This window comes from Planosporangium flavigriseum (assembly GCF_011947225.1).
Classification (GTDB): domain Bacteria; phylum Actinomycetota; class Actinomycetes; order Mycobacteriales; family Micromonosporaceae; genus Planosporangium; species Planosporangium flavigriseum.
This window is the reverse complement of record NZ_JAATVW010000004.1, coordinates 102,078-119,863: the sequence shown is the minus strand read 5'-3', so window position 1 is coordinate 119,863 and position 17,786 is coordinate 102,078. Positions and strand designations below refer to the sequence as shown.

Genomic DNA, 17,786 nt, shown 5'->3' with positions numbered 1-17,786 from the left:
AGTATGGCCGTGGCGGCTCCGATGCGCGCCCCGGAGTGGCCCCGCGCAGGACGCCTCCGGTGCCACGGCCGACGCGCACCGGTGGCTCCCCGGCGGGTCCGCCGAGCAATCCGGCCCCGGGTGCTCCGCTGCCGGGTGCTCCGCTGCCGGGAAGTTCGTCGTCGGGAAGTCCGTCGTCGGGCGGCCCGCTCCCGGTTGTGCCTCCTATCCCGTTGCCGAGCCTGCCCGGCATCCTGTCGAACGCGCCCATCAGTTCGCTGCCGGTGGCCGGAGCCGGCACGGGCCTGACCAGCGCCGTAGGCGGACTGGTAGACATGCTGGCGTCATAGAGGGTGTCGCTGGCGCGGCAGCGGGGCGACGATGAGCGCATGACGCAAACTCTTCCGTCCAGGCGAGGGACGGCCGCGGTGGCGATCCGGGGCTACCGGCCGGCCGACCACAGTGCATGCCGGCGTCTGTGGGCCGAGTTGACGTCCGAGCACCGCCGGCTCTACCCGGCCAGCCAGCAGGTGCCCGCCGCGACCTCTCCGGCGGTGGGTGAGCTCGGGCTCGCGGCGACCGACGCCGACGCGGCGAGCGGTGCCGGCTTCGAGGAGTACCTGACGCGGCTGGATCTGTCCGGCATGTGGGTGGCCCAGCACGCCGACGAGGGAGTGATGGGGTTCGTCGGGCTGATCCTGCAGGGCCGTGCCGGTGCGGTCGACCCGGTGGTGGTTACCGCCGAGCACCGCGGCGAGGGCATCGGCCGGGCCCTGATCGGGCACGTCGCCGACCAGGCTCGCCGCCGGGGCATACGGGATCTGACGATCTCGCCCGCGCTGCGCAACCTCGAAGCGATCAGGTGTCTCTACCGGGCCGGGTTCCACGCGGCCGCGACGGTGACGCTCGCCCTCGATCTGACCGGACGTGACGGCCACTGGCGCGACGGCCTCGACCTGCACGGAGTCCCCTTCCGGTACTGACTCGGGGTGCGTCCAATACCGGATGAAGTACCCGACCACAATCGTCGACTACGGATCTGTGGACGAGCTGTCCACAGAACAAACTCGCTGTGTCGGTCATGGCCGCGACCGGGCCAGGCTCAACGGCTATGAGCTTTCCGACGTCACGCGTCACTCTGCACACACCGACCGATCTCCTGGCCGCCGTCCCGTATCTGCTCGGTTTCCATCCAGCGGACAGCGTGGTGGTCGTCGGCCTGGCCGGCACCCGGGTCGTCTTCACCGCACGCGCCGACCTGCCTACCTCCCAGGCGCCGCCGGACGAGGCCCTCGCTCTCGCGGACCAGCTGGGCGAGGTGCTCGCCGGTCAGCGCGTCGACATAGCCCTGATCATCGGTTACGGCGAGGCGGCGACCGTCACCCGCACCGTGTTCGCGCTGCGCGACGCCCTGCGGGGCTACGGCGTGGCAGTGGGCGAGATGCTCCGCGCCGACGGCGCACGTTACTGGTCCTACCTTTGCCAGTCGGTGCGGTGCTGCCCTGCCGAGGGCACCCCGTACGACGTGGCCGGCACCGAGGTGGCCGCCGCGGCCACGTACGCCGGCCGGGTCGCACTGCCCGACCGGGCGGCGCTGGAGCGCAGCCTGACCCCGACCGAGGGTGCCGAACGGGAGGCGATGGAGCGGGCCACCGAGCGGGCCGCGCGCGCCCTCACCTCCGAACTCGGCGAGGAAGCTGAGCAGGCCGGCCGCGGCGCCCCGGGTGACCCGGCCGGTGGCGGTGAAGACGACCCGGGCGACGGCGGCGAAGACGACCCGGGCGACAGGGACGGCCCGGTGAGAGACCGGCGCCGCGCCGGCGCGCGGGCGCTCACGCTGGCGGTGCGCCGCTACGCCGACGGCGGCCGGCTGACCGACGACGAGGTGGCCCGGCTGGCCCTGCTGCTCGTGCGCATCGACGTGCGCGACCTGTGCTGGGCGCGGATCACCGTCGCCGGCGATCAGCTTGAAGCGCACCTGCGCCTGTGGCGCGACGTGACCCGCCGCGCGCGGGCCGATCTGGTGGCGGCTCCGGCAACGCTGTTCGGGTATACCGCGTGGCGCTCGGGCGATGGGGCGCTCGCCTGGATCGCGGTGCAGCGAGCTCTGGATTCCAACCCGGCGTACTCGTTGGCGCTGCTGCTCGGCGAGGCGCTCGACCGGGCGCTGCCGCCGTCGCTGCTCGACGAGCAACCCGCGGACCAGCGCCGCCGGCGGCGTCGTCGAGGCCGGCCCACGCGCACCGGCTGACGGTCAGTCGGTGGCGATCCGCTTCTCGCCGGCGTACACGTTCATGCTCGACCCACGCAGAAAGCCGACCAGCCCGAGACCGGCCTCCGCGGCCAGTTCGATAGCGAGCGAGCTCGGCGCCGACACGGCGGCGAGCACTGGTATGCCGGCCATCGTGGCCTTCTGGGTCAGTTCGAAACTGGCCCGGCCACTGACCATCAGCACGTGCCCGGCGAGCGGCAGCCGGCGCTGGCGGACGGCCCACCCGACCACCTTGTCGACCGCGTTGTGCCGGCCGACGTCCTCCCGGAGGCAGACCAGCTCGCCCTCGGTGGTGAACAGGCCGGCCGCGTGCAGGCCGCCGGTGCGCTCGAAGCCGACCTGGCCGGCTCGCAGCCGGTCCGGCAGGTCGGCGAGCAGGGCGGCCGGGACGACTGTCGGGTCGGCGGCGACGTCGAAACGGGAGCGGGTGCGTACGGCGTCGATGCTGGCCTTGCCGCAGATACCGCACGAGGAGGTGGTGTAGAAGTTGCGCGTCGGGTCGGTCTCCGGCGCCGGGACGCCGGGCGACAGCACGACGTCGACGACGTTGTACGTGTTCGGCGCGTCGTCACCGGCGCACAGCTGGGCCGTGTACACGTCCTCGGCGCTACCGATGATCCCCTCGGTGAGCAGGAACCCGATCGCCAGGTCGATGTCGTCGCCGGGGGTACGCATGGTGACGGCGAGCGGGCTGCGCTTGGCCGGTCCGGCCGGGCCCACCCGGATCTCAAGCGGCTCCTCGGTCGCCACGTGGTCCGGGGCCCGGCGGATGGTCGGAGTGGCGCCAGCAGTGTCGATGCGGGTCACCGTGTGCCTGACGTTTCGGCGTGCCATTCGTCTATTCTGCGCACACCGGGACGCGGACATCATGATCGACCCGGCAGACTGGGACCGATGACAGCGGGGTACGCGGCGATAGTGCTCGCCGGAGGCGGCGGTCGTCGGCTGGGCGGGCGCGACAAGCCAGCGCTGCCGGTCGGTGGCCGGTCGATGCTGCACCGCGTCCTCGACGCACTGGCCGGTGCGTCGCCGCGGGTCGTGGTCGGGCCATCGCGGCCTGACCTACCTCCGGATGTTCGCCAGGTGCGGGAGCAACCGCCCGGCGGTGGGCCGGTCGCGGCTCTCGCCGCGGGGCTGGCGGCCCTGGACGCGGGCCCCGGACAGGGTGGCGGCGGTGACCCCGCGCTCGTTGCGGTGCTCGCCGCTGACCTGCCGTTCCTCACGGCCGCGGACGTCGACGTTCTCCGGCGGGCCGCGGCAGCGGGTGACCACGATGGCGCGGTCCTCGTCGACTCCGGCGGCCGGCAGCAGTGGCTCTGTGGAGTCTGGCGAGCCGATGCGCTCCGCGCCCGGCTCGCCGGTCTGGGGCCGCTGGCCGGGCAGTCGATGCGTATCGTCGTGGCCGGGCTGCGCCCGTGTGAAATGGACCGGCGCGAGGTCACCGGGCCACCGCCGTGGTACGACTGCGACACCGAAGACGACTACCGACGAGCAATGGAGTGGGGCGGGCATGAGTCAGCTCGATGAATGGATGGCCGAGGTACGCGGCGCGCTGGAACTGACGCCGGCCCACCCCGACGAGCACAAGCTCGTCCTCGACATCGCCCGCGATGTCGCCCACGGCGTGCTCCGGCCGGCGGCGCCCGTCTCCGCGTACCTGCTCGGCCTCGCCGTCGGGCGCGGGGCCGATCCGGTCACGTCCGCTTCCGCGATCAGCGAGCTCGCCGCCCGCTGGGCAGCCCAGCACCCGGGTGCCGACGAGTGACGGACGGGTGAGCACGGGCGGGCCGGAAGTGAGGGACCGGGGCATCGCGCGCCGCTCGGTAGGGTGGGGCCGTGGGGGACGGAGGAGATCATGACTGCTGAGCCCATGGACACGGCCGGCCCGCTGCCCGCGGAGGCGCTCCTGCTCGACGAGGAGGACACCAGCGCCGGCGCCGACCTGAAAGGCAAGGTCCGGGAGGCCTGGCAGGACCTCGCGCGGGCGTTCGCCGCGGTTCTTCCGCAACTGGCACCCGGAACCGTCCTCGACGTGACCCTCGACCCGACCGCCTCGGGCACGGGTGACGCGGTGTACGAGGTTCGGCTCACGGCCGGTGAGTCCGGCGAGCTGACCGCCGTGGCGGTCAGCAACGCCGCGCTGCCCGACGGGTACCGGCTCGACCGAACCGCGATCGGTGCCCTGGTGGCGCTGGGCTGGTCGCCGCCGGGTGTGGTCGAGGGCTCCGGGGACTACTTCGGCCTGCGGTTGCCCGCCTCCGACGCCAACCGGCTCGCGGTCATCGTCTCCCGGACGCTGCGCGACGTGTACGGGGCGCCGCATCCGGCCTTCCTCACCTACACGGCGACGGACCATGACGGTGCGGCGGTGCACGTCCCGCCGCTCGGTGCCGCGCGGCTGCTGGCCGCCGGCGACGCCGACGAGGAGGGTGACGAGGCCGCCACCGAGCGGGCACTGGCCCGGTTCGGCGACAAGACGGTCGAGCTTCCGCTCGCCGATCAGGTCGCCGCCGTGGTCGCGACGCTGCTCAAGACCACCCCGGACGCGCTGACGGTGGACCCCGACGGCGACATCGGCATCCGGGCGGGCTCCGCGATGGTCTTCGTGCGGGTACGCGACAACCCGCCGCTGGTCGACGTGTTCTCCCCGGTCCTCACCGAGATCGAACCGAGCCAGCAGCTCTACACGAAGCTGTCCGAGCTGACCAACCGGATGCCGATCGGCCGGCTGTACTGCGCCAACGACACCGTGTGGGCGTCCGTGCCCGTGTTCGGCCGGGACTTCCAGCCCACGCACCTGATGCTCGCCGTCCAGGTGATGACCGGGCTCGCCGACGAGCTGGACGACCGGCTGCACGGCGAATTCGGCGGCAAGCGCTTCTTCGGCGAGGGTGACAAGGCCGTGATCAAGGGCATCGACGGCGAGCGTACGGGCATGTACCTCTGACGAGCTCAGCCGACCGGCGGCGGTGACGCGGAGACCGAGTCGATCAGACGGGACAGCACGATCATGCTTCTCGTCGAGGTCACGAACGGCTCCGCGCGGAGCCGTTCAAGGGCCTGCTCGAGGTGGGCGATGTCGGCCGCGCGCAGGTGGACCAGCGCGTCGGCTTCGCCGGAGACCGTGTACGCACCCACGACCGCCGGGTCCTTGCGCGCCATCGCCGCCAGCTGCGCGGGACTGGTCCGGCCGGTGCAGAACAGCTCGACGAACGCCTCTGTCGTCCAGCCCACCGCCGCAGGGTCGATCACGGTCGTGAACCCTCTGATGACGCCGGCGGCCCGCAGCCGGTCGACGCGTCGCTTGACGGCCGGCGCGGACAGCGAGACCTTCGCGCCGATCTCGGCGTACGACGCGCGGGCGTCGGCCGTGAGCGACGCAATGATCCGTTGGTCGGTGGCGTCTATCTGCAACGAACAGCTCCTGCGGCGCAATAAGTTCGGCTGCTAGCGCCACTTTAGGGTACCTACCCTTAACGACGTGAACCCTGAGGAGCGGACGGCGCGCGGCCGGACCTACCTGATGTGCCCGCCGGAGCACTTCGCGGTGGAGTACGCGATCAACCCGTGGATGGACACCTCCGCCCCCGTCGACGCGGAGCTTGCCCTCAAGCAGTGGCAGTTGCTGCGCGAGACGCTCGTGCGCCTCGGCCACACCGTTCACACACTGCCGGCGCAGGCCGGCCTGCCCGACATGGTGTACGCGGCCAACGGCGCGTTCAGCGTCGACGGCGTGGTCTACGGCGCCCGGTTTCGGTACCCCCAGCGGTTCGCGGAGGCGGCGGCGCACCGGGCCTTCTACTGCGCCGGCAACTGGCGGTTCGTCGAGCCGACCGAGGTCAACGAGGGAGAGGGCGACTTCGCGTACCTCCCGGGGGCGTACGGCGGCCTGATCCTCGCCGGGTACGGCTTCCGCACCGCGCCCGCGGCGCACTCCGAGGTGCAGGAGGCGCTCGGGCGCCCGACGATTTCGCTTTTCCTCGTGGATCCGCGCTTCTACCACCTCGACGTGGCCCTGGCCGCTCTCGACGACGGCAACATCGTCTACTACCCGGGCGCGTTCTCCGACGCCTCGCAGCGCATCCTCCGGCAACTGTTCCCGTCGGCCGTTCTCGCTGACGAGGCCGATGCGCTCGCCTTCGGGCTCAACGTGGTGAGTGACGGGCGCAACGTCGTGCTGAACAGCGAGGCGAGCGCGCTGGCGGCGAAGCTGAGGGCGGCCGGGTACGTGCCGGTGCCGGTGGAGTTGTCGGAGCTGAAGAAGGGCGGCGGCAGCGTGAAGTGCTGTATCGCCGAACTACGCCCGTAGCGTCTGGTGATTTTTCGTCCTGCGCGGGAAGCAGCCGCACGACCTCCGCCGCCTGAGGAAGGAGCGTCGGGTCGTTGCAGACCGCTCCGGCAGCTGTCGCGCTCCAAAGCGTCGACGTTCCACCGTCGCGGCCGAGACTTCGCCCGTGGATCCGGCGGCCGGCCTTCGTGGCAGCGGGGCTCGGTGTCCTCGGGACGCTGTTTCGACTGGCTCTGGTCGCCGCCGACTATCCAGGTACGGACAGCGACGAGGCCACGGTCGGGCTCGGCGCGCTGCACGTGGCGTCCGGCCAGCACTTTCCGATCTTCTTCTACGGCCAGCACTACATGGGCACGATCCAGTCGTACCTGGCCGCACCGCTGTTGGTCCTCGGCGGCCCGTCGACGCTGCTGCTCCGGCTGCCGCTGATTCTTCTGTACGCCGGTTTCCTGGTCGCGATGTACCGGCTGGTCGCGGCGGTCTACAGCGCCTGGTTCGCCGTGCTGGCCGTCGGCGTGCTGTCACTGGGCTCCGACCGGGTGCTCAAGGACCAGTTGATCGCCCACGGCGGTACGGCGGAGGTGAAGCCCGCTGCCGCGGTGCTGCTCCTGCTGGCGTACGCGTTGGCGCATGCGCGCCGCTGGCACCGGGCCTCAGGGTTCTTTCTCTGGGGGTTGGTAACTGGCCTCTGCCTGTGGGAACACCTGGTGATCGTGCCGTACGTCATGGCCGCCGCCGGAGTCCTGGTGGCCTGCCGGGGTCGGGAACTGGTGGGCCGGATGGGCGGGTACCTGTGCGCCGGGCTCGTCGTCGGCGCCGCCCCGCTGATCGCGTACAACCTTCGCGCCAGGCCGGCACAGGACTCCCTTTCGATCTTCCTGCGCCAGAACGACGGGTCGCCGGTGTCGTTGAGCCAGCGCGTGGCCGGCGGAGCCCTGACGGGTGTGCCGCTCAGCACCGGCATGTGCGGTCCCGGCGCGTGCCGGCCCTGGCAGCAGGCCTGGGCGCCGGTGTGCCTGGCGCTGCTCGTCGCCAGCGCCGTCCTGGCGGTACGCGCCCTGCGGCGGACTCCTGGCGACCGGGCGCGTCAGCTCGTCCGGCTCGCGCTGGTGCTCGGCGCGCTGCTCAGCATCGTGGTGTACGCCCGCAGCCCAGCGGCCGGGCTCACACCCATGGAGAGCGGCCGGTACCTGTGCTGCCTGCCCGTTTCGGTGCCGGCGATCTTGTGGCCGCTGTGGCGGTTGGGCGTCGGGCGCCACGCCCGCACGGCGCAGGCGCGGCTCGCGATGTCCGGGCTCGTCGCGGTACTGGTCGCGATGTCGGCGATGACGATCGCCGTGGTGGTCGCCGCGGTGCCCGGTGCCCGGGCCGAAGCCCGTGATCAGCGGGAACTCGTCGAGACGCTGCGGGAGGCCGGCGTGCGGCACCTGTACGCCAGCTACTGGACCTGCAACAGGATCAGTTTCGGCAGCGGGGAGACGATCACCTGCGCGGTCCTCGACGACGAGCTTCACCCGGGACTCGACCGGTACCTGCCCTACCGGGCCGCCGTGGCCGCCGATCCCCGGCCGGCCTACGTGTTCGTCGCGAATTCGCCGCCGGACATCCGGTTGCGCGAAGTCCTGAGCCATCGCGGCATGCCGGACAGCCCGGTCCGGGCGGTCGGCCGGTACCGGGTGTACCAACCGGCCACCCGGATATCTCCGTGATCACCGAGAGTTTGCGGTGCCCTGACGCCCGAAACTCTCGGTGATCACGCGAAGGTGGGTCAGAGCAGTTCGAGGATGGTCGCGTTGGCCATCCCGCCGCCCTCGCACATGGTCTGCAGCCCGTACCGGATGCCGTTGTCGCGCATGTGGTGCACGAGCGTGGTCATCAGCCGGGCGCCGGAGCCGCCGAGCGGGTGGCCCAGGGCGATCGCGCCACCGCGCGGGTTCAGCCGGGCCGGATCGGCCCCAGTCTCGGCGAGCCAGGCCATGGGCACCGGGGCGAACGCCTCATTCACCTCGTACACGCCGATGTCGTTGATCGTCAGCCCGGCGCGCTTGAGCGCCTTGGCGGTGGCCGGGATCGGGCCGGTGAGCATGATGACCGGGTCGTCGCCGGCGACGGTGGCGGTGTGGATGCGCGCGAGCGGCGTGAGCCCGTGCGCGGCCGCCCACTCGCTGGTGGTGATGGCCAGCGCGGCGGAACCGTCGGAGATCTGCGACGCCGAGCCCGCCGTGACGACACCGTCGGACTTGAACGGAGTCTTCAGCGTGCCGAGCGCTTCCAGGGAGGTGTCGCGGCGGATGCCCTCGTCGGCGGTCACGCCGTCGATCGGGGCGATCTCGGCGGCGAAGTCGCCGGCGTCCGAGGCCTTCCCCGCGCGGGCGTGGCTTTCCAGGGCGAACTCGTCAAGCTGCTGGCGGCCCAAGCCCCACCGGGCGGCGATCATCTCGGCGCCGACGCCCTGGTTGAACGGGGCGATCTCGCCGTCGGCGTACCCCTCCTGCCCGGCGTAGCGGGCGCGGACCCGCTCGCCGAAGGGCATCCCATCGGCGACCGACGAGCCCATGGGCACCCGGGTCATCGACTCGACGCCACCGGCGATCACGAGGTCGGCCTGCCCGGAGATCACCGCGCCGGCGGCGAAGTGGACCGCCTGCTGGCTCGACCCGCACTGGCGGTCGACCGTGGTGCCCGGCACCGACTCCGGCCAGCCGGCCGCGAGGACGGCGCTGCGTCCGACGTTCCACGACTGCTCGCCGACCTGCGACACGCAGCCCCAGACCACGTCGTCGACGTCCGCCGGATCGAAGCCGGTGCGCTCCGCGAGGGCGGACAGGACGTGGCCGGACAGGTCGACCGGGTGGATGTGCGAGAGGCCGCCCTTACGCCGGCCTACCGGGGTCCGAACGGCCCCGACGATCACCGCGTCCCGCATTTGTTACTCCTCAGTAGGGTTCTTCGATGATAGCCCCAGGGGCGGCCACCGAGTCCACACCCGTGCCATCCTTGATCGGTGGAACTGCGTACGCCGTGGATGCCCGAGGAGGGCGCCGAGCCCGAGCGTCAGCGTGAGCTGCGGTGGCGGGTCAACCCACGGTTCACCGTGCTGAAGTTCGCCGTCGCGGTGCTGTTCGCGGTCGTCGCGGCGATGTTCGGGTCGGATCCCGCGGGCGCCGGGATCGCACTGGTCGCAGCGGCCGCGCTCGCTGCGTTCGGCCTTCGCGACCTGCTGGTGCCGGTGCGGCTGGCCGTCGACCCGACCGGGGTGACGGTGGCGAGCGGGTTCGCCGGACGGCGTCACCTGCCCTGGGCCGCCATCGACCGCATCCGCGTGGACGAGCGGCGCCGCCTCGGCGTGCGCAGCCAGCTTCTGGAGATCGACACCGGCGACTCGCTACACCTGTTCAGCGCGTACGAGCTGAGCGCCTCCTGCGAGGAGGTCGCCACGCTGCTCCAGGCGCTGCGGTCGCAGGCGACCCGTACGGCCTAGCCGGTGCGGTCGTTGCGCAATGCGAAGATCGCGATGTCGTCGCGCGGTGTCTCCAGCGAGAAGTTGAGCGTGGCGGCCCGCAGCCTGGCCGCGACCACGTCGGCCGGGAAGCCCGCGAGCGAGGACGCCTCCAGGCGAAGCCGTTCCACGCCGTACAACTCCGGGCCGCGGCGCCGCTCGGTGACCCCGTCCGTGTAGAAGACGAGCGTCTCCCCGGGGCCCAGCGACACCTGCGCCGGCGGGCAGGACACCTTCTTGAGTAGCCCGAGCGCGGTGCCGCACTCGCCGACGAGCGAGGTCCGGCCGTCCGCGTGCAGCAGGACGGGCCGGTCGTGCCCGGCCAGGTACAGCGACACGTCGAGCTGGCCTTCGGTGCGCGGTGTCACGGCGGCAAGGGCGAGCGTGCAGAAACGGCCGCCGCCCCGCTCGACCAGCGCCTCGTTGAGCCGCCCGATCGCCTCCGGCAGTGGCCGGCCGTCGCGTACGAGGGTCCGGGTGACCTCGCGGACCAGGCCGGTGACGGTCGCCGCGTGGACGCCCTTGCCGGAGACGTCGCCCACGACGACGAGCCACTGGCCGTCGTCGAGCCCGACGACGTCGTAGAAGTCGCCGCCCACGTCGACACCTTCGCCGGTCGGCACGTACTCCGCCCCGAAGTCGATGCCGTCGATCTGGGGCAGCGTCGGCGGAAGCAGCGAGCGCTGGAGCGCCTCCGCGACCCTGCGGCGTTCGGCGTGGATGCGGGCGTTGTCGATGGCGAGCGCCGCCCGGCGGGCCACGTCCTCGACCACCGCCAGCTCCTCGGGGTCCAGCCGGTGTGCGGCGCCGTGGCCGACCGAGAGAACCCCGAGCTGCTGGCCGCGCGCGGCCATCGACACCGCGTACCCGTCGATCGGCGCGGGCAGCGGGATGGCCGCGCCGACCTGCTGCGCCTCGCGCAGCTGCGGCACGGCCTCGGTGAGCACCCCGTGCAGCTGGGACATCGCCTCTTCGTCGGTGTGCGTCGCGGCGGCCAGCCGCAGCTCGCCCGAGTTGTCGACGACGTGCACCGCGCACCACCGCCCCAACCGGGGCACGACGAGCCTGGGAATCAGGGCGAACGTCAACTCCGCGTCGAGGGACTGGGCGAGCAGTTCGCTCACCTCGGCCAGGTAGGTCAGCCACGTCCGCCGCTGGGCGTCCGTACGGCGTAACCGTTCGTTCTCCAACGTCAGCGAGATCCGGTCGGCGGCGAGGTCGACCAGCGCGCCGGCGTAGCCGGCACTCGGCTGCGTGAGCGCCAGCTCGCCCTGCCAGGGGCGGACCAACCGCAGCGGTACCCGTACCCCGCCCTTGGCGGGCACCGGCGAACCATGCTCGGCGAGGACCCGCAGGCCCTGGCCGTCGCCCTGGTCGACGAGGACGGCCGCGCCGTCGGCCCCAACGGTCACGCAGAGTTGGCTCAGTAGTTGTTCACCCAGATCGACGATGGTGCCGCCGTGTAGCGACCGGCCACTGACCAGGAACGCCTGCAGCGCCTCGGCGCTCACGGCGTCCGCCCCGCCGGCTCCCAGCGCCGGCACCCGGGGGGCGAGTACGGGAGCCGTAGCCGCGGCGACGAGATCGGCCGCCAGCCCGTCCCGGAGGGCGGCCGGCTCGGCGTCGGCGTCGCGCTCCGTCACCTCGCCGGTCGACGTCACCTCGCCGGTCGACGCCGGTGCGGTGCCCGTGGCGCCGGCGGCCGCGTTGAGCGCCGCCACCCGGTCCAGCCGGAACCACACGCCCTTCCCATGCGGAAAGTGAAGAGTGCCCCAGTATGTGGCTAGTTGGTCGACCAGCAGCAGGCCGCGACCCCGCTCCTCGATCTGCTCGATCGGTCGGGTGGAGCCGTTCGGTGTGCCCTGGGCGCGGTTATGGGTGATCGGCCCGATGCGGAAATCCATCACCGTGACGGTGATGCTGTCCGCGTCCGCGGTGATGTCCACATCGAGCGCGGTACGCGCGTGCACCACGGCGTTGGTCGCCAGCTCGGTGGTGAGCAGCAATGCCTCATCGAGCACGTCGGTGAGGCCGACATCCGCCATGGCGGATCGAACAGCGGCGCGCGCCGCGCCGGGGGAGCTATGGTCGGCGGGAAGTCGAATACGCCGTACCACCTGAGCAGTCACATATCGCAGTCTCCACGCAGCGCCGGCAACAATCCAACCCGGGGCACTCGCTTCCGCTCGTCATCAGTACGAGCATTAGGGTGCGACTCAGATCATTTGGCCCTCCAGGAGGATCGCTATGACCGCTATCGACGAGGCGTCCGCTGTCGCCGCGGACGAGTCGGACGACGACCTGCTGGCGGAACTGGCCGAGGTTCTGAGTCGGGTCGGCGCCGGTGACTTCAAGCCCCGCCTGCGGCGCCGGACCGGTCTGGCCGGCGAGGTGTGTGACCGGTTCAACCAGGTCATCGACATTCAGCAGCAGCGCAACAGGGAGCTGCTGCGCATCCGCCGGGTCGTCGGCCGGGAGGGCCGGCTGACCGAGCGGATCGACGAGGAGCAGTTCGAAGGCGAGTGGGCGGACGGCGTCCGCGCGGTCAACGCGCTCATCGACGACCTGGGCCGGCCGACCACCGAGGTCGCCCGCGTGATCGTGGCGGTCGCCGAGGGCGACCTGTCGCAGAAGATGGCCCTGGAGATGGAGGGGCAGTCCCTCAAGGGGGAATTCCTCCGCATCGGCCGCACCGTGAACACGATGGTGGACCAGTTGTCGTCGTTCGCCGACGAGGTCACGCGGGTTGCCCGCGAGGTGGGTACCGAGGGCAAGCTGGGCGGCCAGGCGGATGTGCGAGGTGTCGCCGGTACCTGGCGTGACCTGACCGACTCGGTCAACACCATGGCCTCCAACCTGACCAGCCAGGTGCGGTCGATCTCGGAGGTCACCACGGCGATCGCCCACGGCGACCTGTCGCAGAAGATCACGGTGTCGGCAAAGGGTGAGGTCGCCGAACTGGCCGACACGATCAACTCACTGACCGACACCCTGCGGATCTTCGCTCAGCAGGTCATCACCGTGGCCCGTGAGGTGGGTACCGAGGGCAAGCTGGGCGGCCAGGCCGAGGTGCCGGGCGTCGCCGGTACCTGGAAGGACCTCACCGACGCCGTGAACTTCATGGCGTCCAACCTCACGGCTCAGGTGCGAAACATCGCCCAGGTGACCACCGCGGTGGCGCGCGGTGATCTCTCGCAGAAGATCACAGTTAGCGCGCAGGGTGAGATCCTGGAGCTCAAGGAAGCCGTCAACACGATGGTGGACCAGCTGTCGTCGTTCGCCGACGAGGTCACGCGGGTTGCCCGCGAGGTGGGTACCGAGGGCAAGCTGGGCGGCCAGGCGCAGGTGTCCGGCGTGTCCGGTACCTGGCGCGACCTGACGGAGAACGTGAACCAGCTCGCTGGCAACCTGACCAGCCAGGTGCGAAACATCGCCCAGGTCACCACGGCCGTGGCGCGCGGCGACCTGACTCAGAAGATCACGGTTGACGCGCGCGGCGAGATCCTGGCCCTGAAGCAGACCGTCAACACGATGGTGGACCAGCTGTCGGCGTTCGCCGACGAGGTCACCCGGGTTGCCCGTGAGGTGGGTACCGAGGGCAAGCTGGGCGGCCAGGCCGAGGTGCCGGGCGTCGCCGGTACGTGGCGCGACCTGACGGAGAACGTGAACCAGCTCGCTGGCAACCTGACCAGCCAGGTGCGAAACATCGCCCAGGTCACCACGGCCGTGGCAAAGGGTGACCTGACTCAGAAGATCACGGTTGACGCGCGCGGCGAGATCCTGGAGCTGAAGAGCACCGTCAACACGATGGTGGACCAGCTGTCGGCGTTCGCCGACGAGGTCACGCGGGTTGCCCGTGAGGTGGGTACCGAGGGCAAGCTGGGTGGTCAGGCGCAGGTGCGGGGCGTGTCCGGTACCTGGCGCGATCTGACCGACAACGTCAACTTCATGGCGTCCAACCTGACCAGCCAGGTGCGTAACATCGCGCAGGTTTCGGCGGCCGTGGCAAAGGGTGACCTGTCGCAGAAGATCACCGTTGCGGCGCAGGGCGAGATCTTGGAGCTCAAGGACGTCGTCAACACGATGGTGGACCAGCTGTCGTCGTTCGCCGACGAGGTCACGCGGGTTGCCCGTGAGGTGGGTACCGAGGGCAAGCTGGGTGGTCAGGCACAGGTCAAGGGCGTCTCGGGTACCTGGCGGGACCTGACCGACAACGTCAACTCGATGGGGTCCAACCTGACCAGCCAGGTGCGTAACATCGCCCAGGTCACGACGGCGGTCGCGAAGGGTGACCTGACCCAGAAGATCACGGTCGACGCGCAGGGCGAGATCCTCGAGCTGAAGAACACCGTCAACACGATGGTGGACCAGCTGTCGTCGTTCGCCGACGAGGTCACGCGGGTTGCCCGCGAGGTGGGTACCGAGGGCAAGCTGGGTGGTCAGGCGCAGGTCAAGGGCGTCTCGGGTACCTGGCGGGACCTGACCGAGAACGTCAACCAGCTCGCCGGCACGCTGACCACCCAGTTGCGCGCGATCGCGCAGGTGTCGACCGCGGTGACCCGCGGTGACCTCAGCCAGCAGATCACGGTCAAGGCCGAGGGCGAGGTCGAGGACCTCAAGGACAACATCAACCAGATGATCGTCACCCTCCGCGAGACCACCAAGACGAACGCGGAACAGGGCTGGCTGGACTCCAACGTGGCCCGGATCGGCGGTCTGCTGCAGGGCCAGCGCGACCTCGACGAGGTCTGCCGCATGATCATGGCCGAGGTGACCCCGCTGGTCGACGCCCAGCTCGGAGCGTTCTTCCTGTCCGAGTCGGAGCACGAGGGGTCGAACCTGCGGCTGACGGCGTCGTACGGGTACGCGCCCGACTTCGAGATCACCTTCGCTCCCGGCGAGGGTCTGGTCGGCGAGGCCGCGCTGTCGCGGCGCACGGTCCGGCTGGGCACCTCGGGGGGCACGGAGCGAATCGCGGTGCGCTCCGGCATCGCCAGCACACCGCCGGCCGATCTGGTCGTCCTGCCGGTGCTCTACGAGGGCGACCCGCTCGGGGTCATCGAGTTCGCGTCGGTGTCCCGCTTCTCCGATCTGCACCTGGCGTTCCTCGACCGGCTCGTGGTGACGATCGGCGTCGCGCTCAAGACCATCCTGGCCAACCGGCGTACCGAGGAGCTGCTGTCGCAGTCCCAGCGGCTGGCCTTCGAGCTGCAGGATCAGTCCGCTGAGCTGCAGCGCACCAACGCCGAACTGGAGGAGAAGGCGGCCCTGCTGTCGGAGCAGAAGGGCAACATCGAGATGCAGAACCGCGAGATCGAGATGGCGCGGCTCGGTCTTGAGGAGAAGGCGCAGCAGCTCGCCCAGGCGTCGCAGTACAAGTCGGAGTTCCTGGCGAACATGAGCCACGAGCTGCGCACCCCGCTCAACTCGATGCTCCTGCTGTCCCGACTGCTCGCCGACAACCCAGACCAGAACCTGTCGATCAAGCAGATCGAGTTCGCCAAGACGATCCACGGCGCCGGTTCGGATCTGCTCGTGCTGATCGATGACATCCTCGACCTGTCGAAGATCGAAGCCGGTCGGATGGACGTGGAGCCGGGCGAGGTGCAGTTCAGCGACATCCGCTCCTACGTCGAGCAGGCCTTCGCACCGCAGGCGGAGGAGAAGGGGCTGGAGTTCACCGTCAGGACCGATGCCGCCCTGCCGCCGGTGATCGTCACCGACGCGCAGCGGTTGCAGCAGATCCTGCGCAACCTGGTCTCCAACGCCGTCAAGTTCACCGACAGTGGGTCCGTCACGCTCCAGATCGGCGCCGGCCCCCAGGGCAAGGTCTACAGGATGCCGACGCTTGACGGCGCTCGGCAGGTGATCTCGTTCACCGTTGTCGACACCGGGATTGGGATCTCCGATGACAAGCTCAGCCTGATCTTCGAGGCGTTCCAGCAGGCCGATGGCACGACCAGCCGCAAGTACGGCGGCACCGGCCTGGGCCTGTCGATCAGCCGGGAGCTCGCGCGGCTGCTCGGCGGCAAGATCGAGGTTGCGTCGCGGATCGGCACGGGATCGACGTTCACGCTGTACCTGCCGGACACGATGCCGGGGGAGACGGTTCCCGCGGCGAGCTTCGCCCCGAACAGCCCGCTGGCGGTCACGCAGCCAATCCGCTCGACCCCGCCGTTGGTCCACATGACCAACGCGGCCGAGCCGCGGGTCAACTCTGCGGCGCGGCAGCTCGACGGGGCCACCGTACTGATCATCGACGATGACGTACGCAACGTGTTCGCCCTGACGAGTGCGCTGGAACTGCAGGGGATGACCGTGCTGTACGCCGACAACGGTGCGGACGGCGTACGCATCCTCGGTGAGCACGGCCGGGTCGACATCGTGCTGATGGACGCGATGATGCCGGACATGGACGGCAACGAGACGACCCGGCTGATCCGGCGTAACCCGCACTTCGCCGACCTGCCGGTGGTCTTCCTCACGGCCAAGGCGATGCCGGGTGACCGGGAGTCGAGCCTCGCAGCCGGTGCGAGCGACTACATCACCAAGCCGGTGGACCTCGACGAGTTGCTGGAGGTCATGGCGGCCTGGGTCAACGGCGACGGCCGCGCCGTATAACGTGCGAATCGGTACCGCCTCCGGGGGCGGAGGCTGTACCGACCATGAAAGGGAGTTCGAGTGACCGTCTCCACCGAGCGCCAGCCGGCGAAGGTATTGCTGGTCGACGACCGGCGCGACAACCTGATGGCCTTGGAAGCGATCCTGCAGGGGTTGCCGGTGCAGGCCGTCAGTGCCCAGAGCGGTGAGGAGGCGCTCAAGCACCTCCTCGTCGAGGACTTCGCGCTGATCCTGCTGGACGCCCAGATGCCGGAGATGGACGGTTTCGAAACCGCCCGTCACATCAAGCGGCGGGAGCGCACCCGGCACATCCCGATCATCTTCCTCACCGCCGCGGATCGGGATTCCCAGCTGGCGCTGCGGGGGTACGCGGTGGGCGCGGTCGACTACCTGTCCAAGCCGTTCGACCCATGGGTACTGCGCGCGAAGGTCTCCGTCTTCGTGGAGCTGTGGACCAAGACCCAGCAGCTACACGCGCAGGCGGAGGTGACCCGGAGCCGTGAGGCGGCCCTGCGCGCCGCCGGGGTGGCGATCGACGAGGCGTCGACGCTGCTCAAGTCGGCCGCCGCGACCGACGGGCAGATCGCTCAGGAGCAGGTGGAGAAGGCGGCGAGCCTGCTGGCGCGGGCGCGTCGCCGGCTGTTTTAGATCTCCGACCGGCTCAGGCGGTGGTCTCCTGAATCATCAGGGCGCCGCGGAGGCCGGTGATGTCGAGCACCCGTAGCAGGAAGTCGCCCACGTTGACCAGCACCAGAACGCTCTGGGCGAGCGACGCCTTGCGGCTGAGCACGACCAGCGTGCCGAGGCCCTGCGAATCGCAGAAGGTGACGCGGTGGAGATCGAGGACGACCCGGGGCGGCGCTGGATTGAGCAGTTCGCTGACGGTGGCCGATAACCGCGCGACGGTGGACATGTCGATCTCCCCGGCCAGTGTGACGAGCGCCTCGCGGGGGCTCTTCTCTACCGAGATGGATAGATCTGGACGTTCCACCCCGCCAGCCTAACCTGGTCGTCCTGCGCTGGCATCAAGTCGTCGCCGGCCCTAGCCCTGTGACGAGCGGCTATCACTGCCCGTAGTCCCACGTGAGGGGCGGAGGGGGCCCCGGTGGCAGAGGGCGTTTCGGCTG

General features: G+C 70.6%; 15 protein-coding genes. 10 read left to right on the top strand and 5 right to left on the bottom strand.

Annotated elements, in window-relative coordinates; all coding sequences use genetic code 11:
* The first annotated feature begins 368 nt into the window (after positions 1 to 368).
* Together HC028_RS07630 and HC028_RS07625 are read left to right on the top strand one after the other, a co-directional pair.
* Positions 369 to 962 carry a GNAT family N-acetyltransferase gene (locus HC028_RS07630; protein ID WP_168074519.1) on the top strand — a complete coding sequence of 198 codons (594 nt, stop codon included), beginning with the start codon at positions 369 to 371 and terminating at the stop codon, positions 960 to 962.
* A gap of 128 nt (positions 963 to 1,090) precedes the next feature.
* Positions 1,091 to 2,230, top strand: a complete 1,140-nt coding sequence (locus tag HC028_RS07625; RefSeq protein ID WP_168074516.1) for a DUF4192 domain-containing protein — start codon at positions 1,091 to 1,093, stop codon at positions 2,228 to 2,230.
* A 3-nt stretch (positions 2,231 to 2,233) separates the two neighbouring features.
* Here the strand turns inward: HC028_RS07625 and fdhD are convergent, their stop codons facing one another.
* Positions 2,234 to 3,085, bottom strand: coding sequence for a formate dehydrogenase accessory sulfurtransferase FdhD (gene fdhD / locus HC028_RS07620; RefSeq protein ID WP_168074514.1), 852 nt, complete (start codon positions 3,083 to 3,085; stop codon positions 2,234 to 2,236).
* Positions 3,086 to 3,145: 60 nt separating this feature from the next.
* Here fdhD and mobA point away from each other — a divergent pair, with 60 nt between their 5' ends.
* From mobA to HC028_RS07605, 3 genes are all read left to right on the top strand, one after another.
* Positions 3,146 to 3,778, top strand: coding sequence for a molybdenum cofactor guanylyltransferase (mobA, locus tag HC028_RS07615; RefSeq protein WP_168074512.1), 633 nt, complete (start codon positions 3,146 to 3,148; stop codon positions 3,776 to 3,778).
* Positions 3,762 to 4,016, top strand: a complete 255-nt coding sequence (locus HC028_RS07610) for a DUF6457 domain-containing protein (RefSeq protein WP_168074510.1) — start codon at positions 3,762 to 3,764, stop codon at positions 4,014 to 4,016. Before mobA ends, HC028_RS07610 begins: the two co-directional genes overlap by 17 nt.
* 90 nt (positions 4,017 to 4,106) lie before the next feature.
* Positions 4,107 to 5,198, top strand: a complete 1,092-nt coding sequence (locus tag HC028_RS07605) for a YbjN domain-containing protein (protein WP_168074508.1) — start codon at positions 4,107 to 4,109, stop codon at positions 5,196 to 5,198.
* Between the two features lie 5 nt (positions 5,199 to 5,203).
* Here HC028_RS07605 and HC028_RS07600 read toward each other — a convergent pair whose 3' ends face one another.
* Positions 5,204 to 5,665 (bottom strand): Lrp/AsnC family transcriptional regulator, encoded by a 462-nt coding sequence (locus tag HC028_RS07600; protein WP_168074506.1) that lies wholly within the window; start codon positions 5,663 to 5,665, stop codon positions 5,204 to 5,206.
* 109 nt (positions 5,666 to 5,774) lie between these two features.
* Between HC028_RS07600 and ddaH the strand changes: the two genes are divergently transcribed.
* Positions 5,775 to 6,560, top strand: coding sequence for a dimethylargininase (gene ddaH / locus HC028_RS07595; RefSeq protein ID WP_168075118.1), 786 nt, complete (start codon positions 5,775 to 5,777; stop codon positions 6,558 to 6,560).
* A 74-nt stretch (positions 6,561 to 6,634) separates the two neighbouring features.
* Complete coding sequence (locus HC028_RS07590; RefSeq protein WP_168074504.1) at positions 6,635 to 8,248, top strand: hypothetical protein; 1,614 nt, start codon at positions 6,635 to 6,637, stop codon at positions 8,246 to 8,248.
* Between the two features lie 59 nt (positions 8,249 to 8,307).
* Here the strand turns inward: HC028_RS07590 and HC028_RS07585 are convergent, their stop codons facing one another.
* Positions 8,308 to 9,465, bottom strand: coding sequence for an acetyl-CoA C-acyltransferase (locus HC028_RS07585; RefSeq protein WP_168074502.1), 1,158 nt, complete (start codon positions 9,463 to 9,465; stop codon positions 8,308 to 8,310).
* Positions 9,466 to 9,543: 78 nt separating this feature from the next.
* Here HC028_RS07585 and HC028_RS07580 point away from each other — a divergent pair, with 78 nt between their 5' ends.
* Positions 9,544 to 10,020 carry a PH domain-containing protein gene (locus HC028_RS07580; protein WP_239075456.1) on the top strand — a complete coding sequence of 159 codons (477 nt, stop codon included), beginning with the start codon at positions 9,544 to 9,546 and terminating at the stop codon, positions 10,018 to 10,020.
* Here HC028_RS07580 and HC028_RS07575 read toward each other — a convergent pair.
* Positions 10,017 to 12,167: a SpoIIE family protein phosphatase gene (locus HC028_RS07575; protein ID WP_275408248.1), complete on the bottom strand. Its 2,151-nt coding sequence runs from the start codon at positions 12,165 to 12,167 to the stop codon at positions 10,017 to 10,019. The two genes, HC028_RS07580 and HC028_RS07575, sit on opposite strands and share 4 nt — an antisense overlap.
* 118 nt (positions 12,168 to 12,285) lie before the next feature.
* Here HC028_RS07575 and HC028_RS07570 point away from each other — a divergent pair, with 118 nt between their 5' ends.
* Both HC028_RS07570 and HC028_RS07565 read left to right on the top strand, forming a co-directional pair.
* On the top strand, positions 12,286 to 16,659 hold the full coding sequence (locus HC028_RS07570; RefSeq protein ID WP_168074500.1) for a HAMP domain-containing protein: 4,374 nt from the start codon (positions 12,286 to 12,288) through the stop codon (positions 16,657 to 16,659).
* A gap of 126 nt (positions 16,660 to 16,785) precedes the next feature.
* Positions 16,786 to 17,307: a response regulator gene (locus tag HC028_RS07565; RefSeq protein ID WP_168075114.1), complete on the top strand. Its 522-nt coding sequence runs from the start codon at positions 16,786 to 16,788 to the stop codon at positions 17,305 to 17,307.
* Between the two features lie 13 nt (positions 17,308 to 17,320).
* Here HC028_RS07565 and HC028_RS07560 read toward each other — a convergent pair whose 3' ends face one another.
* Complete coding sequence (locus HC028_RS07560; RefSeq protein ID WP_168074498.1) at positions 17,321 to 17,650, bottom strand: STAS domain-containing protein; 330 nt, start codon at positions 17,648 to 17,650, stop codon at positions 17,321 to 17,323.
* Positions 17,651 to 17,786: the final 136 nt, after the last annotated feature.